12 protein-coding genes are annotated in these 18,723 nt (G+C 61.5%); 3 read left to right on the top strand and 9 right to left on the bottom strand.

All coding sequences use genetic code 11. From position 1 onward, the window contains the following. Positions 1 to 54: 54 nt before the first annotated feature. From tssM (FCU66_RS02915) to tagH, 3 genes are all read right to left on the bottom strand, one after another. Positions 55 to 3,618, bottom strand: coding sequence for a type VI secretion system membrane subunit TssM (gene tssM, locus FCU66_RS02915; protein WP_136619363.1), 3,564 nt, complete (start codon positions 3,616 to 3,618; stop codon positions 55 to 57). A gap of 22 nt (positions 3,619 to 3,640) precedes the next feature. Then, a complete protein-coding gene (tssL, locus tag FCU66_RS02910; protein WP_136619364.1) occupies positions 3,641 to 5,146 on the bottom strand; it encodes a type VI secretion system protein TssL, long form in 1,506 nt (501 codons plus the stop codon). A gap of 302 nt (positions 5,147 to 5,448) precedes the next feature. Next, positions 5,449 to 6,780: a type VI secretion system-associated FHA domain protein TagH gene (gene tagH / locus FCU66_RS02905; protein WP_342778118.1), complete on the bottom strand. Its 1,332-nt coding sequence runs from the start codon at positions 6,778 to 6,780 to the stop codon at positions 5,449 to 5,451. Here tagH and FCU66_RS02900 point away from each other — a divergent pair. Genes FCU66_RS02900 through FCU66_RS41790 form a run of 3 tightly spaced genes read left to right on the top strand, consistent with a single transcriptional unit; the run spans position 6,747 to position 10,602 of the window. Further along, positions 6,747 to 9,074, top strand: coding sequence for a type VI secretion system Vgr family protein (locus tag FCU66_RS02900; RefSeq protein WP_136619365.1), 2,328 nt, complete (start codon positions 6,747 to 6,749; stop codon positions 9,072 to 9,074). The two genes, tagH and FCU66_RS02900, sit on opposite strands and share 34 nt — an antisense overlap. An 8-nt stretch (positions 9,075 to 9,082) precedes the next feature. Continuing rightward, on the top strand, positions 9,083 to 9,508 hold the full coding sequence (locus tag FCU66_RS02895) for a DUF6484 domain-containing protein (RefSeq protein ID WP_136619366.1): 426 nt from the start codon (positions 9,083 to 9,085) through the stop codon (positions 9,506 to 9,508). Next, positions 9,508 to 10,602, top strand: a complete 1,095-nt coding sequence (locus FCU66_RS41790; RefSeq protein ID WP_168991961.1) for a HEAT repeat domain-containing protein — start codon at positions 9,508 to 9,510, stop codon at positions 10,600 to 10,602. Before FCU66_RS02895 ends, FCU66_RS41790 begins: the two co-directional genes overlap by 1 nt. Positions 10,603 to 10,608: 6 nt before the next feature. On the opposite strand, the gene FCU66_RS02885 is transcribed toward FCU66_RS41790, so the two are convergent. From FCU66_RS02885 to tssM (FCU66_RS02860), 6 genes are read right to left on the bottom strand one after another with little or no spacing between them, the layout of a single operon-like run. After that, positions 10,609 to 11,484 (bottom strand): hypothetical protein, encoded by an 876-nt coding sequence (locus FCU66_RS02885; RefSeq protein WP_136619368.1) that lies wholly within the window; start codon positions 11,482 to 11,484, stop codon positions 10,609 to 10,611. Position 11,485: 1 nt separating this feature from the next. Then, a complete protein-coding gene (locus FCU66_RS02880; RefSeq protein WP_136619369.1) occupies positions 11,486 to 12,541 on the bottom strand; it encodes a PAAR-like domain-containing protein in 1,056 nt (351 codons plus the stop codon). Further along, entirely contained in the window at positions 12,538 to 13,560 is a 1,023-nt protein-coding gene (locus FCU66_RS02875) for a hypothetical protein (RefSeq protein WP_136619370.1), read from the bottom strand. The genes FCU66_RS02880 and FCU66_RS02875 overlap by 4 nt, the downstream gene beginning before the upstream one ends. After that, positions 13,557 to 14,645, bottom strand: a complete 1,089-nt coding sequence (locus tag FCU66_RS02870) for a DUF2169 family type VI secretion system accessory protein (RefSeq protein ID WP_136619371.1) — start codon at positions 14,643 to 14,645, stop codon at positions 13,557 to 13,559. Before FCU66_RS02870 ends, FCU66_RS02875 begins: the two co-directional genes overlap by 4 nt. Beyond that, on the bottom strand, positions 14,645 to 15,205 hold the full coding sequence (gene tagF, locus FCU66_RS02865) for a type VI secretion system-associated protein TagF (RefSeq protein ID WP_246093743.1): 561 nt from the start codon (positions 15,203 to 15,205) through the stop codon (positions 14,645 to 14,647). The genes FCU66_RS02870 and tagF overlap by 1 nt, the downstream gene beginning before the upstream one ends. Then, a complete protein-coding gene (gene tssM, locus FCU66_RS02860) occupies positions 15,187 to 18,723 on the bottom strand; it encodes a type VI secretion system membrane subunit TssM (protein ID WP_136619372.1) in 3,537 nt (1,178 codons plus the stop codon). Before tssM (FCU66_RS02860) ends, tagF begins: the two co-directional genes overlap by 19 nt.

The following is an 18,723-nucleotide window of genomic DNA, read 5'->3' as shown; positions in this document are numbered from 1 at the left end:
GGGCGCCTGAGGCTCATGCAGGGTGTCACCGCATTGAAAAGCTCGAAGCCCATCTCAAAACGCCTTCGGACAGCTGAATCCGGAAAGTGCGGAAAGGAAGAAGGGGCTGGGGCCTGAACCAGTCTGGATCGTATAGGTGACGTCGCGCCCGCCGATCACGAAGCGCGCTTCGACATTGCTGTCGTGGCCAGTGATGGTCGCCTTGTCCAGCAGCCGCTTCAGCGCCCACGGCCCTTCGAACTTGATGGTGGATTCGCGGCCCGGCATTTCCGGCGTCAGGCTCAGGCTGGCGGACCCGGAGGCCGTGCCGCTCGGCCAGGTCACGGTGCTTGGCGCGTTGCCCGCCTGGTTGCTCTGGACAGTCTGGCCGTCGACATCGAGCACCGCCGCATCGGCGTCGCCATGCAGCGAGAACGGCGTGAAGGTCACGCTGACCGAGGGCACCGAACCGCCCTGGGGGAAAAAGGCGCTGCGGATTTCGGCGGCCAGCTGGAAGTCTTTCAGCGTCGACTTCGACAGGTCTCGCCCGAAGCGCGCATCCTGTTTCCAGCTCCAGTCCTGACCGGTCATGTCGATCAGCGATGCGAGGTTCTGTGCGAAGAACCGGTCCATCAGCCCACCCGGAGCGAACAATTTGGCGAAATCCGCCATCGCGATGTCCTCGGTTCCATTGCCAGAGAAAGGATAACGGCCGTTGACCGCCGCCTCGCAGGGCTGTGTGACCGTCTGGTCGAGCATCTGGTTCAAATTCGCCACCGAGGTCTCGGTGACGTTGCCTTCAAACTCGTCTGCCGTCGCATTGACCATCCGGCCGAGTTGCTTGGGCAGTCGCGAGACATTGGCGCGAAGGGTGGCTATCTGGAGCTGCAGATTTGCGTTGACGCGTTCAGTCTGGGAGGGAACGTCGGTCGCCAGTTGCAGGCTCTGGTAGATATCGCGGAAATTCTGGGTCAAGGCATCGATCGGGCGGTGTCCGGCAGGACCGCTCACCAGGGCCTGGAACGACCTGAATTGTGCTTCGATGTTGGCCCCGGGATTCTGGTTTTCCGCGTTTGCGGATCCTGTGCCGGCACGGCTTTGCGATTTTCCGGTGGCGAGTTGAATGCCGATGCGAGCCAGACCCTTGGCCATGTTTGCGGCGTCCTGCGACTGGCCTTGAACCGTGCCGCCTTCAACCCCGGCGCCTGAGTCTTTGCCCGAAGCAGCGTCCCGCGTCAGCGCTGTTTCGTCGGCGATCGCCGTAAACAGCTGTTCGATCGGCGAGGTTGGCGAGGCGACGGCGGAAAGCGCGATATAGTGCGGCTTGTCCTTCAGCATCGCTTTGAATTTCAAGCTGTCGAGAACACTGTTCCACGCCGTTGCGAACTCCTTCCCATAGCGATCGAGAAGTTCGGGGCCGAGCTTGGGCAACTCCAGATCGATGCCGCCTTGCTCGCCGCCGCCACCGAGGACCCACTGGTCGTCGACGAGCGTCTGGGCAATGCGCGAGAGTTGCCCGAGATAGAAGGTGTTGAAGCCGGCATAGGTATAGAGGCCGGGAACACGAAGGCCCGACAGATCGCCGCCATCGACGCGCTCGAACAGCAACTGCGCCTCCGGGCCGCTTTTCAGGGAAACAGAAAAATCATCCAGCGCTGCCGCGTATACTGCGGATTTGACCAAAGCGGAGGCACGGTCGGCAAGGCTCATGCGCCCGAGCGACCGTTGAGCGGCTTCGACGAGCGGCTGGTTGAGTTCGAAAACCGGATCATAGGCATCGTCCAACGCAAGCATGGCGCGCAGGTGCTTTTCGAGCTGCTCGCGTCCTTCGCGGTTGTTTTCGCCTGGATACCGGTTCTGTTCCCAATCCTGTTTCATCCAGGAAACGATCAACGCGTCGTCGACCTTCGGCGCTTTGCCGCCAAGCATCAGATAGATTTTCAATGGTTCGTAGAGCGCGGCGGGATCAGCCATCCTGGCCTGGATCGTCCGCTCGGCCTGGATCAGCAGGCGCGATCGCAACATTCGCTCCAGCGCTTGCCGGTAAGCCGTCTTGGATGCCGAAAGAAGTCTCTCCCGCTGGCTGAGGCCGAACGTCTCCTCGATCGGTGTCGGCACGTCACTGGTCTCGTATCCAGCCGGCAGATTGCGCAACTGGTCGAGCGGGCCAATGACGTTTTCGAGGTCGACATCGGTGACCTCGGTGCTTTTGAGCAGCGCGTCCGCCGTCTGGCGATACTGGCGCATGGCCTGCGTGGTGGAGGCGATCAGCGACCTGTTGGCTGTGAAGCTCAGGGCAAGGGTGCCGAGGACTGCAGCAGCGATCAACGCGATGGCGCCAAGGCTGCCGAATCTGGCGATCGCTGCACGTCTTACGGCTGATTTGTCATATGAAACCCAGCCGGATTCGGCGAAAATGACGCCCGTCAGCAGATCGTGCAAAAAGAAGCTTTTACCGGTTCCGGAAAGATGAGCGCGGGAATTGCTGCCGAAATTGCGGCCGATCGCGCCCAACACCTGATCGATTGGCGTTCCCTCTTGCGTGCCTGAAGAGAAATAGAGTCCACGCAGGCTGACATTCACCTGGCTGCGGGTCGGATCGAACAGGCTGGCGACAAAATTCGTAACTCGCTCCCTCAGCGCGCCAAACTGCGCCGGAAAGCCAAAGACGGATATGCGCGCGACCGGATCAGCCTCTTCCTGCAGGCGGTCAGGCATCTCCTCTGCCAGGCGTCTTGCCAGTGCATCGAATTCTGCCGGAGCCTCGGCGGCCATATTCTTGTTGCGATCCGTGGTCTGGAATGTCGCGCCCCAGACCTTGCGCCGGCGTGGCTCGTCGAAGCCGCCGAAGTAATCCATGAACCCGGAAACCAGGTCGGCCTTGGTGAACAGCAGGTACACCGGAAACTGGATTTTCAGCGTCTCGTGGATTTCCCGCAGACGACTGCGTATCTCGACGACGTGAGCGTCAAGCTGCCGATCGTCGAGGCTGACCAGATCGGCAAGGCTGATAGCCAGGATGACGCCGTTTATCGGTTGCCGTGGGCGGGCTCTCTTGAGCAGCGACAAGAAGGCGAGCCAGCTCTTCTTGTCGCTCTCGGCACTGGAATCCTGCGTCGTGTAGCGTCCGGCGGTGTCGATCAGGACGGCCTGGTCGGTAAACCACCAGTCACAGGAGCGGGTGCCGCCAACGCCCGCAACTGGCTGGGCATCACCCGAACCGGCCAGCGGAAAATTCAGACCCGAATTGACCAGCGCCGTTGTCTTGCCTGCGCCGGGCGGGCCGATGACGACGTACCAGGGGATCTCATAGAGGAAATTGCGCTTGCCGCTCGACCGCTTGAGCGCCGCCACGGCCTCATTCATGCGGGCTTCGAGCACCCGCGAGTCGTCATCGCGATCGTCATTGTGTGCGACCGCGGTTTCGAGCTCTTTTTGCGCTTTTCTCGCTTGCCACAAACGCAGGCCGTAGAAAAGCGCGAGCGCTGCCAAGATCACACCGATGATAGTGGCGCGCAGCCAGGCAGGCCCGAGAGGACGGGTATCGGCGAAGCGGATCAAGGGTCCGGCAAACCACACCGCCGCCGCGAGACCGGCCAGCGCGATCATGCTGAATATCCGCAACAGCCAACGCGTCATCGGCGCTTCCAACTGGCTGTGCTCACAATGTTTCCTCCTTGGCGATCATCACATCGACACGGCGGTTCTTGGTGCGGCCTTCCGGCGTCGCATTGTCGGCGATTGGCTCATCCTCGCCCTTGCCGTCGACCGTCAGTCGCGAAGGATCGCTGAACTTCGGTGCCATCATTGTCTCGACGGCCTTCGCCCTGGCGACGGAAAGATCGAAGTTGGACTTGAACGGGCTCGATTTTCGCGGCTTCACATTGTCCGTATGGCCGACGATCTTGATCGGTCCGCGTTCGGGTTCCAGGGCGGCGGCGATATCGGCGGCAATAGGCTGGAACTCCGGCTTCGCCTCGGCCCTGCCGGACTGGAACAGCAGGAGATTGTTGATTTCCACAACAATGAAGTCGCCCTTCGTGCCGATGGTCAGCCCGCCGCCTTCGACGTCCTTGGCCAGTGCCGAACGGATGCGATCGATCTGCGTGGTTGTGGCGGCGGGTGGGACGACTTTCGCCGGCTCGGCCAACGGCGCCACGCTGGCGCGCTCGATGGCGATCGGCGTCGATGGGGTGAGCGCCAGCAATTCACCGGCGGCGGCGTCGCCTTCATTGGTGATGAAGACCCGCAGTGCGAAGAATGCAGCAGTCAGCAGCGCCGACGCAGCTGCCGCGACGACCCAGAGCGGCACGCGTGTCGACGATTGCGTCATGGTCGACGCCAAGCCCTGCCAGTGGGGCGAGATGTCCTCGTCCGCGCGTGCCCTGAAATAGCGAAGCGTTTCGTAGACGTCGCGCCGAACGCGTTCGAGATTGCTGTCTTCGCGTGTCAGGCCGCGATACTGGCCCTCGAACCCCAGCGACAGGCAGACATGCATCAGTTCGAGCAGATCGTAGTGTGCCTCGGGACTGGCCAGGATCTTGTTCAGCGCTTCGAAGAAGCCTGTGCCGCTAGGCTCGACGTGAAAGAACTGCGACAGCATGCTGTGCGGCGCCCAGGCGTCCTTCTGTGGCCAAGGCAGGTTGCCGATGAGATCGTCGGCGGTTTCGCAGAGGACAAATTTCGCAATCCGCGCATCCTCCTCGGCAACACCTGATTTCTCCAGCGTCCTGTCGAACCTATCAATCGCCTCAGTGACATGTTCGGCCAACGGCCCGGCTTGTCTCTCGACGGCGATAAGCCTGAGTTGGCCGAACAGCATCAGCAATGGTGCGGCCGCGGCAAGGATCGGGTTTGTCGCGGAATATCTGACACTGTCCGTGACACTGAGCAGGGTCTCCTGCCGCAGAGCCGACGCCGCCGCAGAAGCGACGCCTCCTGCCGCTCCGGAAGGAGCTCCTTGATAAATCACGGTCCCGGATGTCCAGCCCGGCGGTGTGTGCCGGCCGACGCCGGGATCGAACACGGTCGAATCCTTGATTCGCGAGGCTTGCCCGTCATTCACTGCGGGCTCCTGAGGGACCGGCGCCGGTTTTCGCTCACGCCGTGGAGGGGCACGAATGACGGTCTTGCCCGCCGGGCCTAAAGGATCGTCTTTCGAACTCATGGCCGATCGTCCGTGCAGGCGGTGTGCCCGCGACTGGGCGAGACAGGCGCAAAACGGTTTCTCGTCAGGTCAAGGAAATGCAACCTCTGCCGACCCTGGCAGTGTCCGGAGGAAGGTCGGCTATATCTTACTATCCCGCCGAAAGATGACATTTGCCGCAGACCCCCAGGTCGATCAGCCTTACCCGCTTAGCGAATTGTCGTATGCGATCGTAATCTCACAAACTCTCGATTGAAACCGGATGCCGCGCACCGAAAAGGTTTTCTTCGCCGGCCTCAGTCTCGCATCCTCTTTGGGCCGGTCTATTTCTGCTTGTCGGCCTTGGCATAGGCTTCGCTGAAATAGGCCAGGAATATGTCCAGCATGCCGTTCTCGTGAGCTTCCTCCATGGTTCGCCAGGTCGCGACAAAAGCGTCCCAGGCCTGGCTTTTCTTCGACGAGAACGACGTAGGGGGGAGTTTCCTTCCGATCGCCTCGGGCGACAGGTCATCAAGCAGCCGCGACAGCGCAGCTTGCATGGCGGCATAGGTGGCGAATTCGTGCGTCTTGAGATCGCGGAATGCATCTTCGATACTGCGCCTGGCATCAAGATAGCCGGCCCTGCGGCGGGCGAACATGATTTCGAGGATGTCGTCGGTTCCCGGGACGAACTTCAGGGGATTGTTGTCGGCGGCGCTGATCATCGTTCTCTGTGTGCTCTTGGCCAGCATTTTCGCGGCCGCGCGTGCTTTCAAAAGCATGGTCAGTTCCTCGACCACTGTCCGCAGGACCGTGCCGATTTCGGCGGCAACTTCATGCGGGTCGCGCGATTGAAGCAATTCCGGCGAGATGCCGGCCGCGATCGCAATTTCCCGCAGCACTTCGTCTCTGGTCGAGGGCAGAGGCGGTTGCGACGAGAACGCCGGAGCCGGAACCCGCTGCCCGGACTGTTGCTCCGATGGAGTGAAGAACGGCTCGGCGGCGAATTCCAGCGGCCGGCCTGTCGCGACCGGCATTTCTCGTTGTGTCGAACTGTGGCTGGGATGACCTGTCGAGGCGCGCTCGTCGTCGATCGATACGAACAAGACATAGCGGCCGATCAGCACCCGGTCGCCATGGCTCAGTCGATGCGGGGCAGTCATGCGCTGGCTCGATCCGTTGATGTAGGTTCCGTTGCGCGAGACGTCGTGCAGCCAGAACGCGCCTGCCTCGTAGCGGACCTCGCAATGCCGGCCCGAGATGAACTTGTCGGGGTCTGGCAGGGTCCAATCACAAGCCTCGCGTCCGATTTCGAAGCCACGATCACGCGCCGCGTAGCCGGTCGAGACGCCCGCAGGCAAGGCGTCGACATTGTTGATTTGCAGACTGATATACATCCAGGATCGCCGTCGAACGCTGATCGATACTCCACATTCTAGCAGTTTGCACATCCAACAGGACAGCGGCGTTTCGAGCCGATGCATCGACAGGGCAAGGTTTTTCCGCTGTGCATCCTCTTTGGTCGGCAGGACAACATGTGGTAGGCTCAACATAGCTTGGTGCGGCGGGCGCAAAAAAGTTTCTGGATGCGGGAACTTCAAATCCACCGCGCCGGCGGCCGCGTCCAGGAGGGGCACGACCCATGCCGAACGAACGTGCCACGGTTGTGCAGACACCGGTTGGCGCCGAGCTGTTGACCTTCACGCATCTTGTCGGTCGCGATGAGATCAGCCGTTGTTTGGCCTATACGGTAGGGTTCGTCAGCCCCAGCCCCGATATCGATCCGCTGAAGATGCTGGGGGGTGTCGTTTCGGTTGAAGGCGAATCCGATCCGAAACGTTGGTTCAGCGGCCTTGTGTCCGAGTTTCGCCTGACCCGCATCGAGGATCGGCTGGCCTACTACGAAGCGGTCATCAGGCCATGGCTCTGGTTTCTTGGCAACACCACCGATTGCCGTATTTTCCAGAACAAGAGCGTCGTCGACATCGTCAAGGACGTTTTCAAGAAATACAGCACGGCGGAATTCGATCTGCGTCTGCAGGGATCCTACCCTCCGCGCGAATACTGCGTGCAATATGACGAGACCGATCTGGATTTCGTCCAGCGACTGCTCGAGCATGAAGGCATCCTGTATTTTTTCGAGCATGACGAGGGCAAACACACGCTTGTCCTGACCGATGCGATGAGCAAGCTGAAGCCGGCGCCGGGCTACGAGAAAGTGCCGTATCACTTTGAAGGGCAGGGCTCCCGGCGCGATGTCGAATACATCACCGAATGGATACCGGGCAGTTCGGTCCGCCCGGGCGCCTATGCCCACACCGATTATGATTTCAAGAAGCCGGGCGCCGACCTTATGGCCAAGTCGGCCCAGCCGTTCAGTCACAAACTGGCCGCCGGCGAAAACTATCGCCAGCCCGGCGCGCATCTCGAAGTCGGCCGGGGCGACAACCTTGCCGCGATCCGGCGCGAGGAAATCCAGGCCGTCCACCAGCGCATCGCCGCGGTCGGCACCGTGCGCGGCCTGTATTCGGGCTGCACGTTCAAGCTGGATGGCTTTCCGCGCGAGGACCAGAACCAGGAGTATCTGGTTGTCAGTGCCGAATACAGGCTGTTCGATCCCGGATACAGAAGCCATGCCGACGTCGACAGCGAGAATTTCAAGGTGATCCTCGGCGTGGCGCCTACCGCCTTGCCCTATCGTCCGCCGCGCATCACGCCACGGCCGATCATGCGCGGGCCGCAGACGGCAACGGTGGTCGGTCCGTCAGGCCAGGAAATATTCACCGACAAATACGCACGGGTGAAGGTGCAGTTCCACTGGGACCGCCTGGGCAAGAAGGACGAGAACAGCTCCTGTTTCGTGCGGGTCTCGCAGACCTGGGCCGGCAGCGGCTGGGGCTTCATCCAGATACCGCGCATCGGCCAGGAGGTGATCGTCGACTTCATTGAAGGCGACCCTGACCTGCCGATCATCACCGGCCGGGTCTACAATGCCTCGCAGATGCCGCCCTACGGCCTGCCGGCGAATGCCACGCAATCCGGCTGGAAGTCGAACTCCTCGCTCGGCGGCGGTGGCTACAACGAGCTGATGTTCGAGGACAAGGCCGGCTCCGAACTGGTCAATTTCCAGGCGCAGAAGGATCACCACCTTCTGATCAAGCATGACCGCACCAAGCTGGTGCAGCACGATCAGTCGGACCGCATCGATCACGACGCCAAGCATTCCGTCGGCCACAACCTCGACGAGGACGTCGGCAACAACAAGACGGTCAAGGTCGGCGTCGACCAGACCACCAATATAGGCAGCAACGACACCGAGACGGTGGGCAAGAACCGGTCGCTGACGGTCATGGCCAACGAGACGATTCATGTCGTGTCGAACTCGACGGAGAATATCGACGCCAATCATTCGCAGACCGTGGGCCTGGTTCAGACAGTCACCATTGGCGCGGCTCGCATCGACACCGTCGGTGCCGCGGAGACGAGGACCGTTGGAGCTGTGCAGACCAACACCATCGGCGCGACGCGCTCGGTGAGCGTGGGCATCAGCCAGACGCACAACATAGGGACGAGCGATACCTGGACCATCGGCGCCGATCAGAGCATCAGCATAGGTGCCGGGCAGACCGTCGCCATCGCCGCGTCGCAAGCGACCGATGTAGGCGCCTCACGCATAGCCAACATCAAATCCAACGACAGCACTGACGTCGGCGGCGGGCACATGCTCAAGATCGCCAAAGGCAGCAAGATCGACGTCGGCGAAAGCGGAGTCATCGACGTTGGCAAGAACTTCACGCTCGACGCCAAGGAGTCCATCACGCTGAAGTCTGGAAGCGCGCAGATCGTGATGAAGAAGGACGGCACGATCATCATCGAGGGCAAGGATATTACCGTGAAGGGCTCGGGCACGATCAACATCAAGGCGTCGAGCGATGTGATCATCAAAGGCTCGAAGATCAACGAGAATTGAGGGCGACGATGAGCAAGGTCAGGAACAAGATCGACGGCGTGGTGATCGGCGCCTTCCTGGGATTCGGGGAGGAGTCCCCGTTGGTCGTTTTTCCCGGCAATCCGGAGAAGACGGCGTTGCCAGCGCGCAGCCTGTGCGAATTGTCGTCGGACATGATCGGCTGTGAGGTGGCCTTGCTGTTTCAGGAAGGTGACCCGCGCCGGCCTCTGATTGTCGGCCGGATCGTCGAGCCCAACCGCCCCAAAGCGACCCCACACGTGATCCGGGATGAACAGCGTGTGCAGATCACCGCCGAGGACCGCCTGGAATTGCGATGTGGCAAGGCGACGATCCTGATGGAGGCAGACGGCCGCATCACCATTCGTGGCGCTCACATCACCAGCCATGCCAGTGGTGCGCAACGCATTCGCGGCGGCTCGATCAACCTGAACTGATGCGAACTTCGTCGAAGACAGAAGGGGAGCACCCGGTCCGCATCGCGACGGAGGTCGTGCGCCAGCATGCGGAACTCGTCGCCTTCCTGTGGGCGCAGCGTGACACATGGTCCGCCGAGGATCCCCCGGACGCCAAGGTCATAGCCGAAATCGACGAGCGACTGGAGACAAACCTCGACGGCCTGCGCATCGCGGGCGCCGCTACATGGCCATTTCTGATCGCGCAGCACCAGAATTTTCCTGAGAAAGGCGAGCTGTTCGCGTTCGCTTGGATGGCACTGGAACTGGCTGATGGCGAGAAGGTGGCACAAGCGGTCGAATTCGCGCGCCTGACGGCCGATGATGCCAAGGGCTTGGTCGGCGCGCTTGCGTGGCACAAGCCGGCGGCGATCGGGCCTTCTGTGCGCGAGTGGATCGGTGGCCAGGACGCCTTCACCCGTTTCCTCGGCGTCTCGTCATGTATCGTGCACAATGTCGACCCGGGCGCGACTTTGGCCCGGCTGGTCAAAGACAACGATTCAAGGGTGCGTGCCGCCGCCTTGCGTCTCGTCGGTCAGCTTCGACGTTTCGATCTGGGGCGGGATGTCCAATCTGCGCTGGAACACGGGGATGAACGCGTCCGGCTATGGGCTTCATGGGCACTGGTCGAACTGGGGTCAGGCGATCTTACGCGCCAGGAACTCAGGAAAATCGCAACCGCCGCCGGACCCGACGCCATGGTTGCGATGCGCGCACTGGTCAAGGCCGGGCCGGACAGGGATGTCCGTGCATGGATGGGCGGGCTCATGAAGTCGCCCTCTACCGCTCCCATCGCCGTGCGCGGCATCGGGATGCTTGGTGACAGGTCGGTGCTGGGCTGGCTTGTGGAGCGGATGAAGGAACCGCCGCTTGCGTTGGCCGCCACGGCCTCCTTCCTGGAACTCTTTCCGGAGGCTCGCCAGGAAAGCAAGCTGTTCACGGGGGACCCGCCCGATTTGGGCAAGTCGTTCGCGACATTCTTCGCGGACAGAATCGTCATTTTGTCGCTGGCTGAAAAGGTGTCGGAATGGGCGGGATTGAACGCGCTTGGACCGGCGAACAACGGCCCTCAATAGGAAGCGTCACTCTGGAATCGGATGACCGAAGAAATAGCGCTGTCCCGGACGGAATCGACTGACGTCGTCGCTGTCCAGAAAGCCCTCGACGATTGCCGCCGCAGGCAAGCGCAAAAGCGTACCGTTCTCTGTATAGAACGAACGTGTGTCGAGCCCGGTGGCAGCCTCGAAGGCGACTCGCTCACGGTTGATGCGACCAAATTGCCGATCATCGGATCGCAATCGGTCGAGCAACCTTTGTGCGAGTTGACCCACATCATATGTCTTGCCTTCGTAGACGGGCGTGGCCTCCGACGGCAGACTATCGCGTACATCGCGGAAAGCTTTCTGGACCACGTCGAAGTATGACACACGATCCACGATATACCGCAGCGGCTGGTCGTCATCGTCTGGAATGTCGAGAGTCTGAGAGGCGCCGTCCCACACCGGCCCGTCGTCCCCCTCCAGGAGGTAGGAAAGGTGGTTCTCAATCTGGTGCCGCGACTCTTCATCTTCGGCCTCCTGATGGAGTTGCAGCAGCGGCGTCACCGCCTTGAGATTGCAGGATGCGCCCAATGCCGAGGCAAAGAAGTATTGGAAATCGGAATTCGAGATTCGCGACTCGAAGTACGAGAAAGCGCCGGAGATTGCTTTCCAATTGCCCGCATAGCCGATGATCTCGGTGGTCGCCCGCCAGAAGAAATATCCCTCCGTCTTCGTCATCAGGGCGGGAAGCCGGCCGAGCCCGGCGAAATTCCCGGACTTGCAAGCTCTCAGGACAGCCAAGTAGACCGTCCAGGGATCCTCGCTATGCGCCGCGGAAACTGGATCGAACTCGTCGCCCAGGGATGAGTCCGCATAAAATCCGTCATAAGCGCGGGGGCTGATTGGTGCCTGAGCCATCCTAGGCCGTCGTCAATTGTTCGAGGGTCTTCTGCCAAGCTTCGATGTCCTGACACTCCTTGGGGGAAGCTTTCAAATATTGGTCAGGCAGTACGTTGTTTGCTGTTGCGCACCCGCCTGCCATCATCGGCGTCTTGTGGTGCATCGTCTTGCCTTTGAAATCAGGTGGGGGTTGACCTGGCTTTGTGTTCGCCTCTGTCCATTTTTTCACGGCGATATCCTTCAGTCCGTTGTCGTCGAAATGATTTCGCCCGCTTTTCGCCTGTCTTTCCACACGTGTTCCGCTTCGCGGGCTGGTGTATTTGGATTTAGCACCGCGAGGCACGTCAAAGTAGAGAGCGCAGGGCCCATCTTCCGTCTTGTGAACGTTTGGACAGCCATCACCGCCCGCCGCGCTTGCCGCGCGAGCCTTGTCCTTTGCGGGCAGCATCAAATCCAGCGCCTTCTTGAAGCGATCGCGGGCCTTATCGGTTGTCAGTTCTTTGGCCCGCGCGTCCCAGAAGTCTTTTTCCTTCATCAAAGGGAAGGGCTTGTCGCTCTCATCCTTTTGCCACTCGTGCAATGCCTCGTGGCAGCAGGGACATTTGCCCTCTTTCCACAAATCCTCGGATTCCGCGAAGGTCTGCGTTTCAGGCGCGGGAGCGGGGGGAGTGGATGGAGGGTCTGAAGCATGATTGCTTGTTGTCAGATCGAGATGCCGGCAGACGTTCTTGCCCTCAAATTTCACATCCATGCACCATGCCTGGAAGAACGTCTTGCCAGTGATCTGATGCGTGATGACCGCCGCCCCGAATGCGCGCGTTGCAGCCTCGTTTCCCAGGACGGACTCCTGGTAGTAGGATTTCTGGGCGAGCGCCGCGCCCTTGCCGCCGATCTTCACCGTCGACGAACCCGACTTGAGTGTATTCGAGAACGAGGTGTTTGGATAAGGGATCGGGATCGGTCCCGCGGGCGGCGAAGGCGGCGACATACAAACGTCGGGGAACCGCGCGATCGACTTGTTCATACCGTTTTCGGCGGCGATTTCCCACTTTCCGGCAAAGACGTTCTTAGTCATCTAACGTCCTCAGCCGAGACCACGGCGGCCGCGCGACCGCCGAACGACATCGAACTGCCGTGTAACGCGGCGAGATCACCCAGCGCATAGCCGCGTCTGAAGGCCTGCTCCACCCAGGCGAACTGGATCATGCCAGTCGCCAATCCGCAATCGCCCATGCAGTCCGCCGCGTGCCACACGGGCTGTTCCGGACGCGTCTTGCGCATGTTGCGCATCTGCGCCAGCACCAGTTCCTCAAATGCGTAGGATTCGCCCCCGACATCACTGAGACGGAAAGCAACTTCGTGCATCTGGACGCCTGCTTCGCCAAGTGCGGCTTTCAGTGCCGCGCTGAGGCCATCCGCCCGGAACGGTTCCTCGTTGCTCGCTGTTGCCTTCTCGATGGCGAGGCCCAATCCGCGTAACCGCAAGGATCCGTCGACGATCAGGCGTTTGCTGACGACGAGAATGCAGGCCGCTTCGCCGGGGATGAGGCCATCCGTCACTTCGCTCGTCCTCAGTCGCATCTGGCTGTCCAGCCAGTTGAGCGAGCGCGCGTCGATCAGGCTGTCGATCGCCATGATGATGCAAGCCTCTACATCCCCCTTATTCACCAGCCTGCGCGCCTGTTCCATCGCGACAAAAGCCGAAATGTGGCCATGGGCGACTTGGAATGTGCGCGACCCCACCAATGGCGTCCCGTCTGGAATCGCAAGCCCCGCCAGAATCCCGTTGATGCGGGCGCCCGGCATGTCGGCGTCGCGCGTACACAGGATGAACGGCATCTCGCCCCACGGAAGCAAGGCCGCAGCCTTTTCATCGATCTGCTCAACAGCGAGCCGAGCCAATGCCTGAAGACGGCTGCGACCGTGCTTCTCAAGTGGGATAGCGTCGACCCTGGCACCGCGAATCGGCTGGCCGTTGCTGTCCCGATACATCAATTCCTCGAACACCGAGATGCTCGCCCGCATCGCGGCCGCAGAACTTGCGGGCGTATAGCCGACCGGGCATACGAGGCTGATGCAGGTAACCGTAGTCATGTTGTTTTCTTGCGTATCCCGGCCAGGGCCGCCACAGCCTCCTTCAATCCGGCGTAGTGTGGCTTGGGGCTTTTCGGTTTCGGTTCGCTACCCACTTGGACCTGTTGCAATTTCACAAACTTCCGCGGCAGCTTCGTGCTTACCCGTCCGACCAGAACGATCCTCGCCTCGTGAGGCAGGATGGTCAGGGTATCTGGCGCCGCCAGTTTGTGCTCGGTTCTGTCGACGAACATGAACCGCACCGGAACCGACATCGCCGGCAGCTTCACCTTGAACTTGCCGCTCTCGTTCATGCCCAAGCAGCCGAAGATCATGCCTTCGGAAAGCCTGTCGAGCCACTGATCCGGGGGGGCCGCCTGGAAGTAGCGGTCGTCGAAATCCTGCGGCAGGAAGGGCAGCACATTGTCCATCCAATGCTTGTCATAGGTGCCGGCATAGCGCGCTCGTTCCTTGGCAAAGCGTGGTACAGGACCAAAGCCGATCGGCTTGGGCCGGTCGTTCCAGATGCGCATCCGCGATTGCGGGTGCTCGACACAGGGCAGCGGCGTGCCGTCAATGTTGCTCTGGCCGACAAGGTAACCGCTTCCGATCGGGTTGACGGCGTCGCTGCGATGCTTGGCGGGATCAGGGTCGGTTCGGTCGGTGCCGCCGAATGCGAGGTGCCATGCCAGCGGCATTGAGATGAAGGGGTGCGGCCGTGACGCCTGGATGCCGAGCCCACCTCTGAACCAGCGTCTTTGGCCGGTGACCACCGCGCGCTTGTCCAGTCCCGGCCCAACCAGGCGCACTTCGATCGCTTCCGCCGGCCTCCCCTGCGGAGCGACCGCCATGGCGTCGAGCAGAACCTCGCATTTCGGTTTGATCGGGGCAAAGTCGGTCTCGACGCGAATGGAGGTGAATTCCGGATCGCCATAATGGGTATCGGCGTAGACGAAAGGCGACTGCTCCTTGCTGGGCGTGCAGTTGCCTTGTTCATCGACGTCGTACGTCGCCCGGATCACGGCAACACAAAATTTCACGCAATGCTTGTCCTGATAAGGAAAAGTCTCGGCGAGAAACGGTGTCGTGTTCTGGCTGACGAACATCAGATTTGCCCCTGCATCGACTGGGCTTCCCAACTGGCAGTGAGAACTTGTTCCAGCGTCATTTGCGGCGATTGCGGATCGATGTCGAAAATGTCCGAACGGGCCGTCCACATCACCATATCGCTGATGACCTCCTCACCCGGCTCGATGGGCGGCACCGGCAGTCCGGCGAGCGCGGCATCCAGTTCGTCGGGCGTCAGCTCGCCGTTCTGGGCCGCGATCGCCGCTTCTTCGATCCTGGAAAACCATGCCTCGGCATCAGCCAGCCCAACGGAAGCTTCAGAAAGCTGCGCGACGACGCTCAAGGGAAACTGCCTGCCAACCCTGTCGGCGCTTTGCACAATGATGCCCGCCGATGCGCCGAAGCAAGCTGGACCAGCCAGGAAGCGCAGCGCGGTTGTGCTTGGCCAAAATTCCGAGCCGAACAGCGGGACGAGATGCTGCGCCAACCAGCGGTCCCAGCCGCGAACAAAGTCGCCCGTCAGCCGCCGCGTCACGAAATCGCCGGTGGCGGGCATTTTGCCGTAAAAGCCAGGCAAGGTCATATCTGCGGCGGACATGAGAATTTCTTGAACATTTGCAGGTTGTAGGGGTTTTCGACACTGGCGGCCTTGAGTTCGAAATCGGCGTACATGCCTTTCGTCCCCAGGCGCAGGCTGTAGACATCGGACAGCGAGGTCCCGGTGAATCGGCCACTGCGCAGCATCCTCAGCCACGCCCAGCTGCCGGTCTCGTTGAGCATGATTTCGGGTGAACCATCGATGGGCTGGAAGGCGAGCGAGATGACTCCCGTGCCGTCCTTGCCGGGCCAGGTCATCGGTTGCGGCCGTGTCGCGTTGTTGAAGTAGACGAGGGTCTGGCCATCGAGATTGAGCGTCACGCGCGTGACGTTCGGAGACAGATCCTTCGGTTCGAGCGTGAAGCTCATCACCGGTCCGGTACCACCGGGAAACAGATCGTCGCGGATATGCCTGGCCTGCTCGAACGCCGCCAGCGCCGAAGGATCGAGGCCGAAATCGGCGCGCCATTTCCATGGTTGGCTGGTCGTGTCGACATAGTTGATCAGGTGGTCGTTGATGAAACCGTCGATCAGCCCGGCCGGTCCGAACAGCCTGGCGAAATCACGCACATTGACGTCCACCGCGCTCTCGGCGCTGAATGGATAGCGGTCGTTCAGCGCTGCCTGGCAGAAGGGCAGTATGTCGGCCCGCCAGATGGCGTTGAGCTCCGAAGTGACCGCCTTCTGAGTCAAATTGCTGGTGTCGCCGGCAATCCCGCCCAGCCAGTTGTTGATCGGGTCGGGCAGGATCTGTGCCTGCCTGGCCACCGCACCCGTCAGTTCGGCAAGGCCGCCCTGCTTCTTGATGGCATCCTGCGGATTGGGGTTCGCAGTGACCGTCTGCAATACGTTAGAAAGCGCGGTCAGCGCGACAACGGCGGCATCGAGTGCCGGCGGCTGGCCGTCGACCTCGGCAATGGTGCTCTTGAGCGGTTTGAAATGTTCGGCCACCAGATTGCCGGTCAGGTCCACCTCGCTGGCTGACCCGGCGCGGGGAAGCAATTTCGCACCGCTTGTCGCCAGCTTGCCGAGCTTGCCAAGCTTGCCGAGCAGTTTGGAGGCACCCTTGGCTGCCGCTTTGTCGTCGGCGGGCGCCTCGTCGGAGCGCGTCAGTTCGGTCTCCTGAACGACCGCCGTCAGCAGCCGCTTCAGGGCTGAATCGGCACTCGAGAGATCCTTCAGATTTTCGCTGGCGACATTGAGATCGGTCAATGGCGCGAGCCGCATGTCGCGCAGGAAGCTGTCCCATTGCGCGATGTAGTCGTCATAGTAGAGCTTCAGAATATCCTCGGACAGCGCGGAGACCGAGGTTTCGGAATTTTCCGAGCAGCCGCCGGCGAAAACCGCACGATCGAGCGCTGCCTGGGCGGCAACATCGTCGATGCGGTCGAGAATGGCGTCGTGGAAGCCGGAATAGGTGAATGCTCCGGAAATGCCGACGCGAAGTGTCTTGTCGGAACGCCGCGCAAACACCTTGCCCCCGTTGGGGCCGGCGAAATTGGCCGGGATCCATTCCTTGAGACCGGCCACCGCCGGATCGGCCAGCAACTGCTTGTAGGCGCGCGCCGGCAATGAAATCGTGCACACCGTTTTCAGCGCTTCGGCAACCAGGGCCTGGTCGGGCTCGATATAGCTTTCGTCGACCGTCATGCGGCGGATGGCGGCAAGCTGATGCTCTTCGGCATCGGCGGTTGGAAATGGGGCTGCGGCCGCGAATTCGGGCAGGCTGTTCACCCACCAGTTCTGGGCGTAGTCGGGATCCATCTGCGACAGACCCGTCATCATGCGATAGGTCTTCAGCGCGCCGAGCATGAAATCCGGATCGCGGATCTGCCGCCACATGGTCGCCTCGAGCAACGCGACCATGCGCGGCTCGAGCACATTGCGCAGGGCGTGATCGTACGTATCGGTCTGTGCCCGCACCAGCTCCGCCGAGGCCGATGGCCCCAGCAGATCCTGGGGCGCGCCCGGCGGTGCTGTCCGGGCATTCGCGACCGCGTCCATCGCCTCGAGCGCGCCGTCTATGGCAGGCTGCTGCACCGATGCCGGGTTTGCGGCAGCGGAGGTCAGCGGCGTTTGCAGTGCTTCGAACTGGCTTGCCTGAGCCGTGATCGCGTTGCGGTTGTCGAAATAGGACCATGTGAACAATCCGCCAGCCAGCAAGGCCGCCGCCGCGAATGCGGCCGCGGCACCGCGCCAGATCCAGGCGCGGCGGCGCTGCGCCAGCGGATCGAACGTGCCGAGGCCGGCTTCCCGGAAGATGACGTCGGTGAGCAGGTTCTTCAGGAAGAAGCTGCGTTTCTCGACTCTTGGTGCGGGCAGGGCCCGCCGTGGCGGAAGACCGAAGGACGACGACAGCGCCGCGGTCAACCGGTCGATGGGTGCGCCTTCCTGGGTCGCCGATGTCAGATAGAGGCCGCGCAGCCATGCGGCCTCTTCATACCGGCTTTCGCCGAACATCGCCTCGACCAGCACCTGGATCGGTTCGGACAGGCTTGCCAGTTGGGCAGGAAACCGGAAGATCTCGGCACGGGCGGCGAGTTTTTCCTCATCCTCCAGGCGCGGCACCAGCCGCCGCTCGAGTTCCGTCGCCAGTGTAGAAATTTCGCGTTCGATGGTCTTGGCATCCACGCGCGCATCCAGCGCGAAGGTCGTTCCCCAGACCTGCTCGCGCGAGGCGGTGGACAAGCCGCCGAAGAAAGCCTCGAAACCCTTGATCAGATCGGCCTTGGTCAGCATCAGATAGACCGGAAGGCGGATTTCGAGCCGGTCGTTGAGCTCGGCCAACCGGCGGCGGATCTTGCGGCCGTGCGCCTTGATGGCTTCGTCGCCCTCCGAAAGCACATCGATCGAAAGCGCGACGATCACGCCGTTGAGCGCGCGTCGACCGCGATGCTTCTTCAAAAGGTCGAGGAAGCCCAGCCATTCCGCCGCGTCGACGTCGGGCTGGCTCTCCTGCTGGACATAGCGGCCGGCGGTGTCGATCAGAACCGCGTTCTCGGAAAAGAACCAGTCGCAGTTGCGGGTGCCACCGACCCCCTGCAGGTCGTCCGTGAGGTCGATCGGAAAATTCAGTCCGGACTGCCGCAAGGCCGTGGTCTTGCCGGTGGCCGGCGGCCCGACGATCACATACCAGGGCATCTCACGCAGAAACTTGCGTCCGCCCAGCTTGCGGCGCTTCAGTTCGGCCATCACCTCGCCGAACTTGGCACCCACGGCAGCGACGTTTTCTTCGCCGGGGCTCAGCGGCTTTTCCACCGCAGGCGCGGCAATTTCCGCGACGAACATGCGGTTGGCGCGGATCGCCCGGCGCTGGGCGACGATCAGCCAGATCAGCCAGAAGATAACCAGCAGCGCGATGATGACGATGCGCACATTTTCGGAGGCGAACGGCTCGTAGGGACCGACCCTGACGATCGGGCCGAACACCCAGATGACCAGGGAAAGCAGCGTGATGCCGATCAGCGTCCACAGCCAGCGCGATGTCAGAACCGCCCAGAGGAAGCGCAGAATGAACAT

Origin of the sequence: Mesorhizobium norvegicum (assembly GCF_004919685.1) — a bacterium.
Classification (GTDB): domain Bacteria; phylum Pseudomonadota; class Alphaproteobacteria; order Rhizobiales; family Rhizobiaceae; genus Mesorhizobium; species Mesorhizobium norvegicum.
Note: the sequence above shows the minus strand (reverse complement) of the source record. Positions and strands in the feature narration are given on the sequence as shown.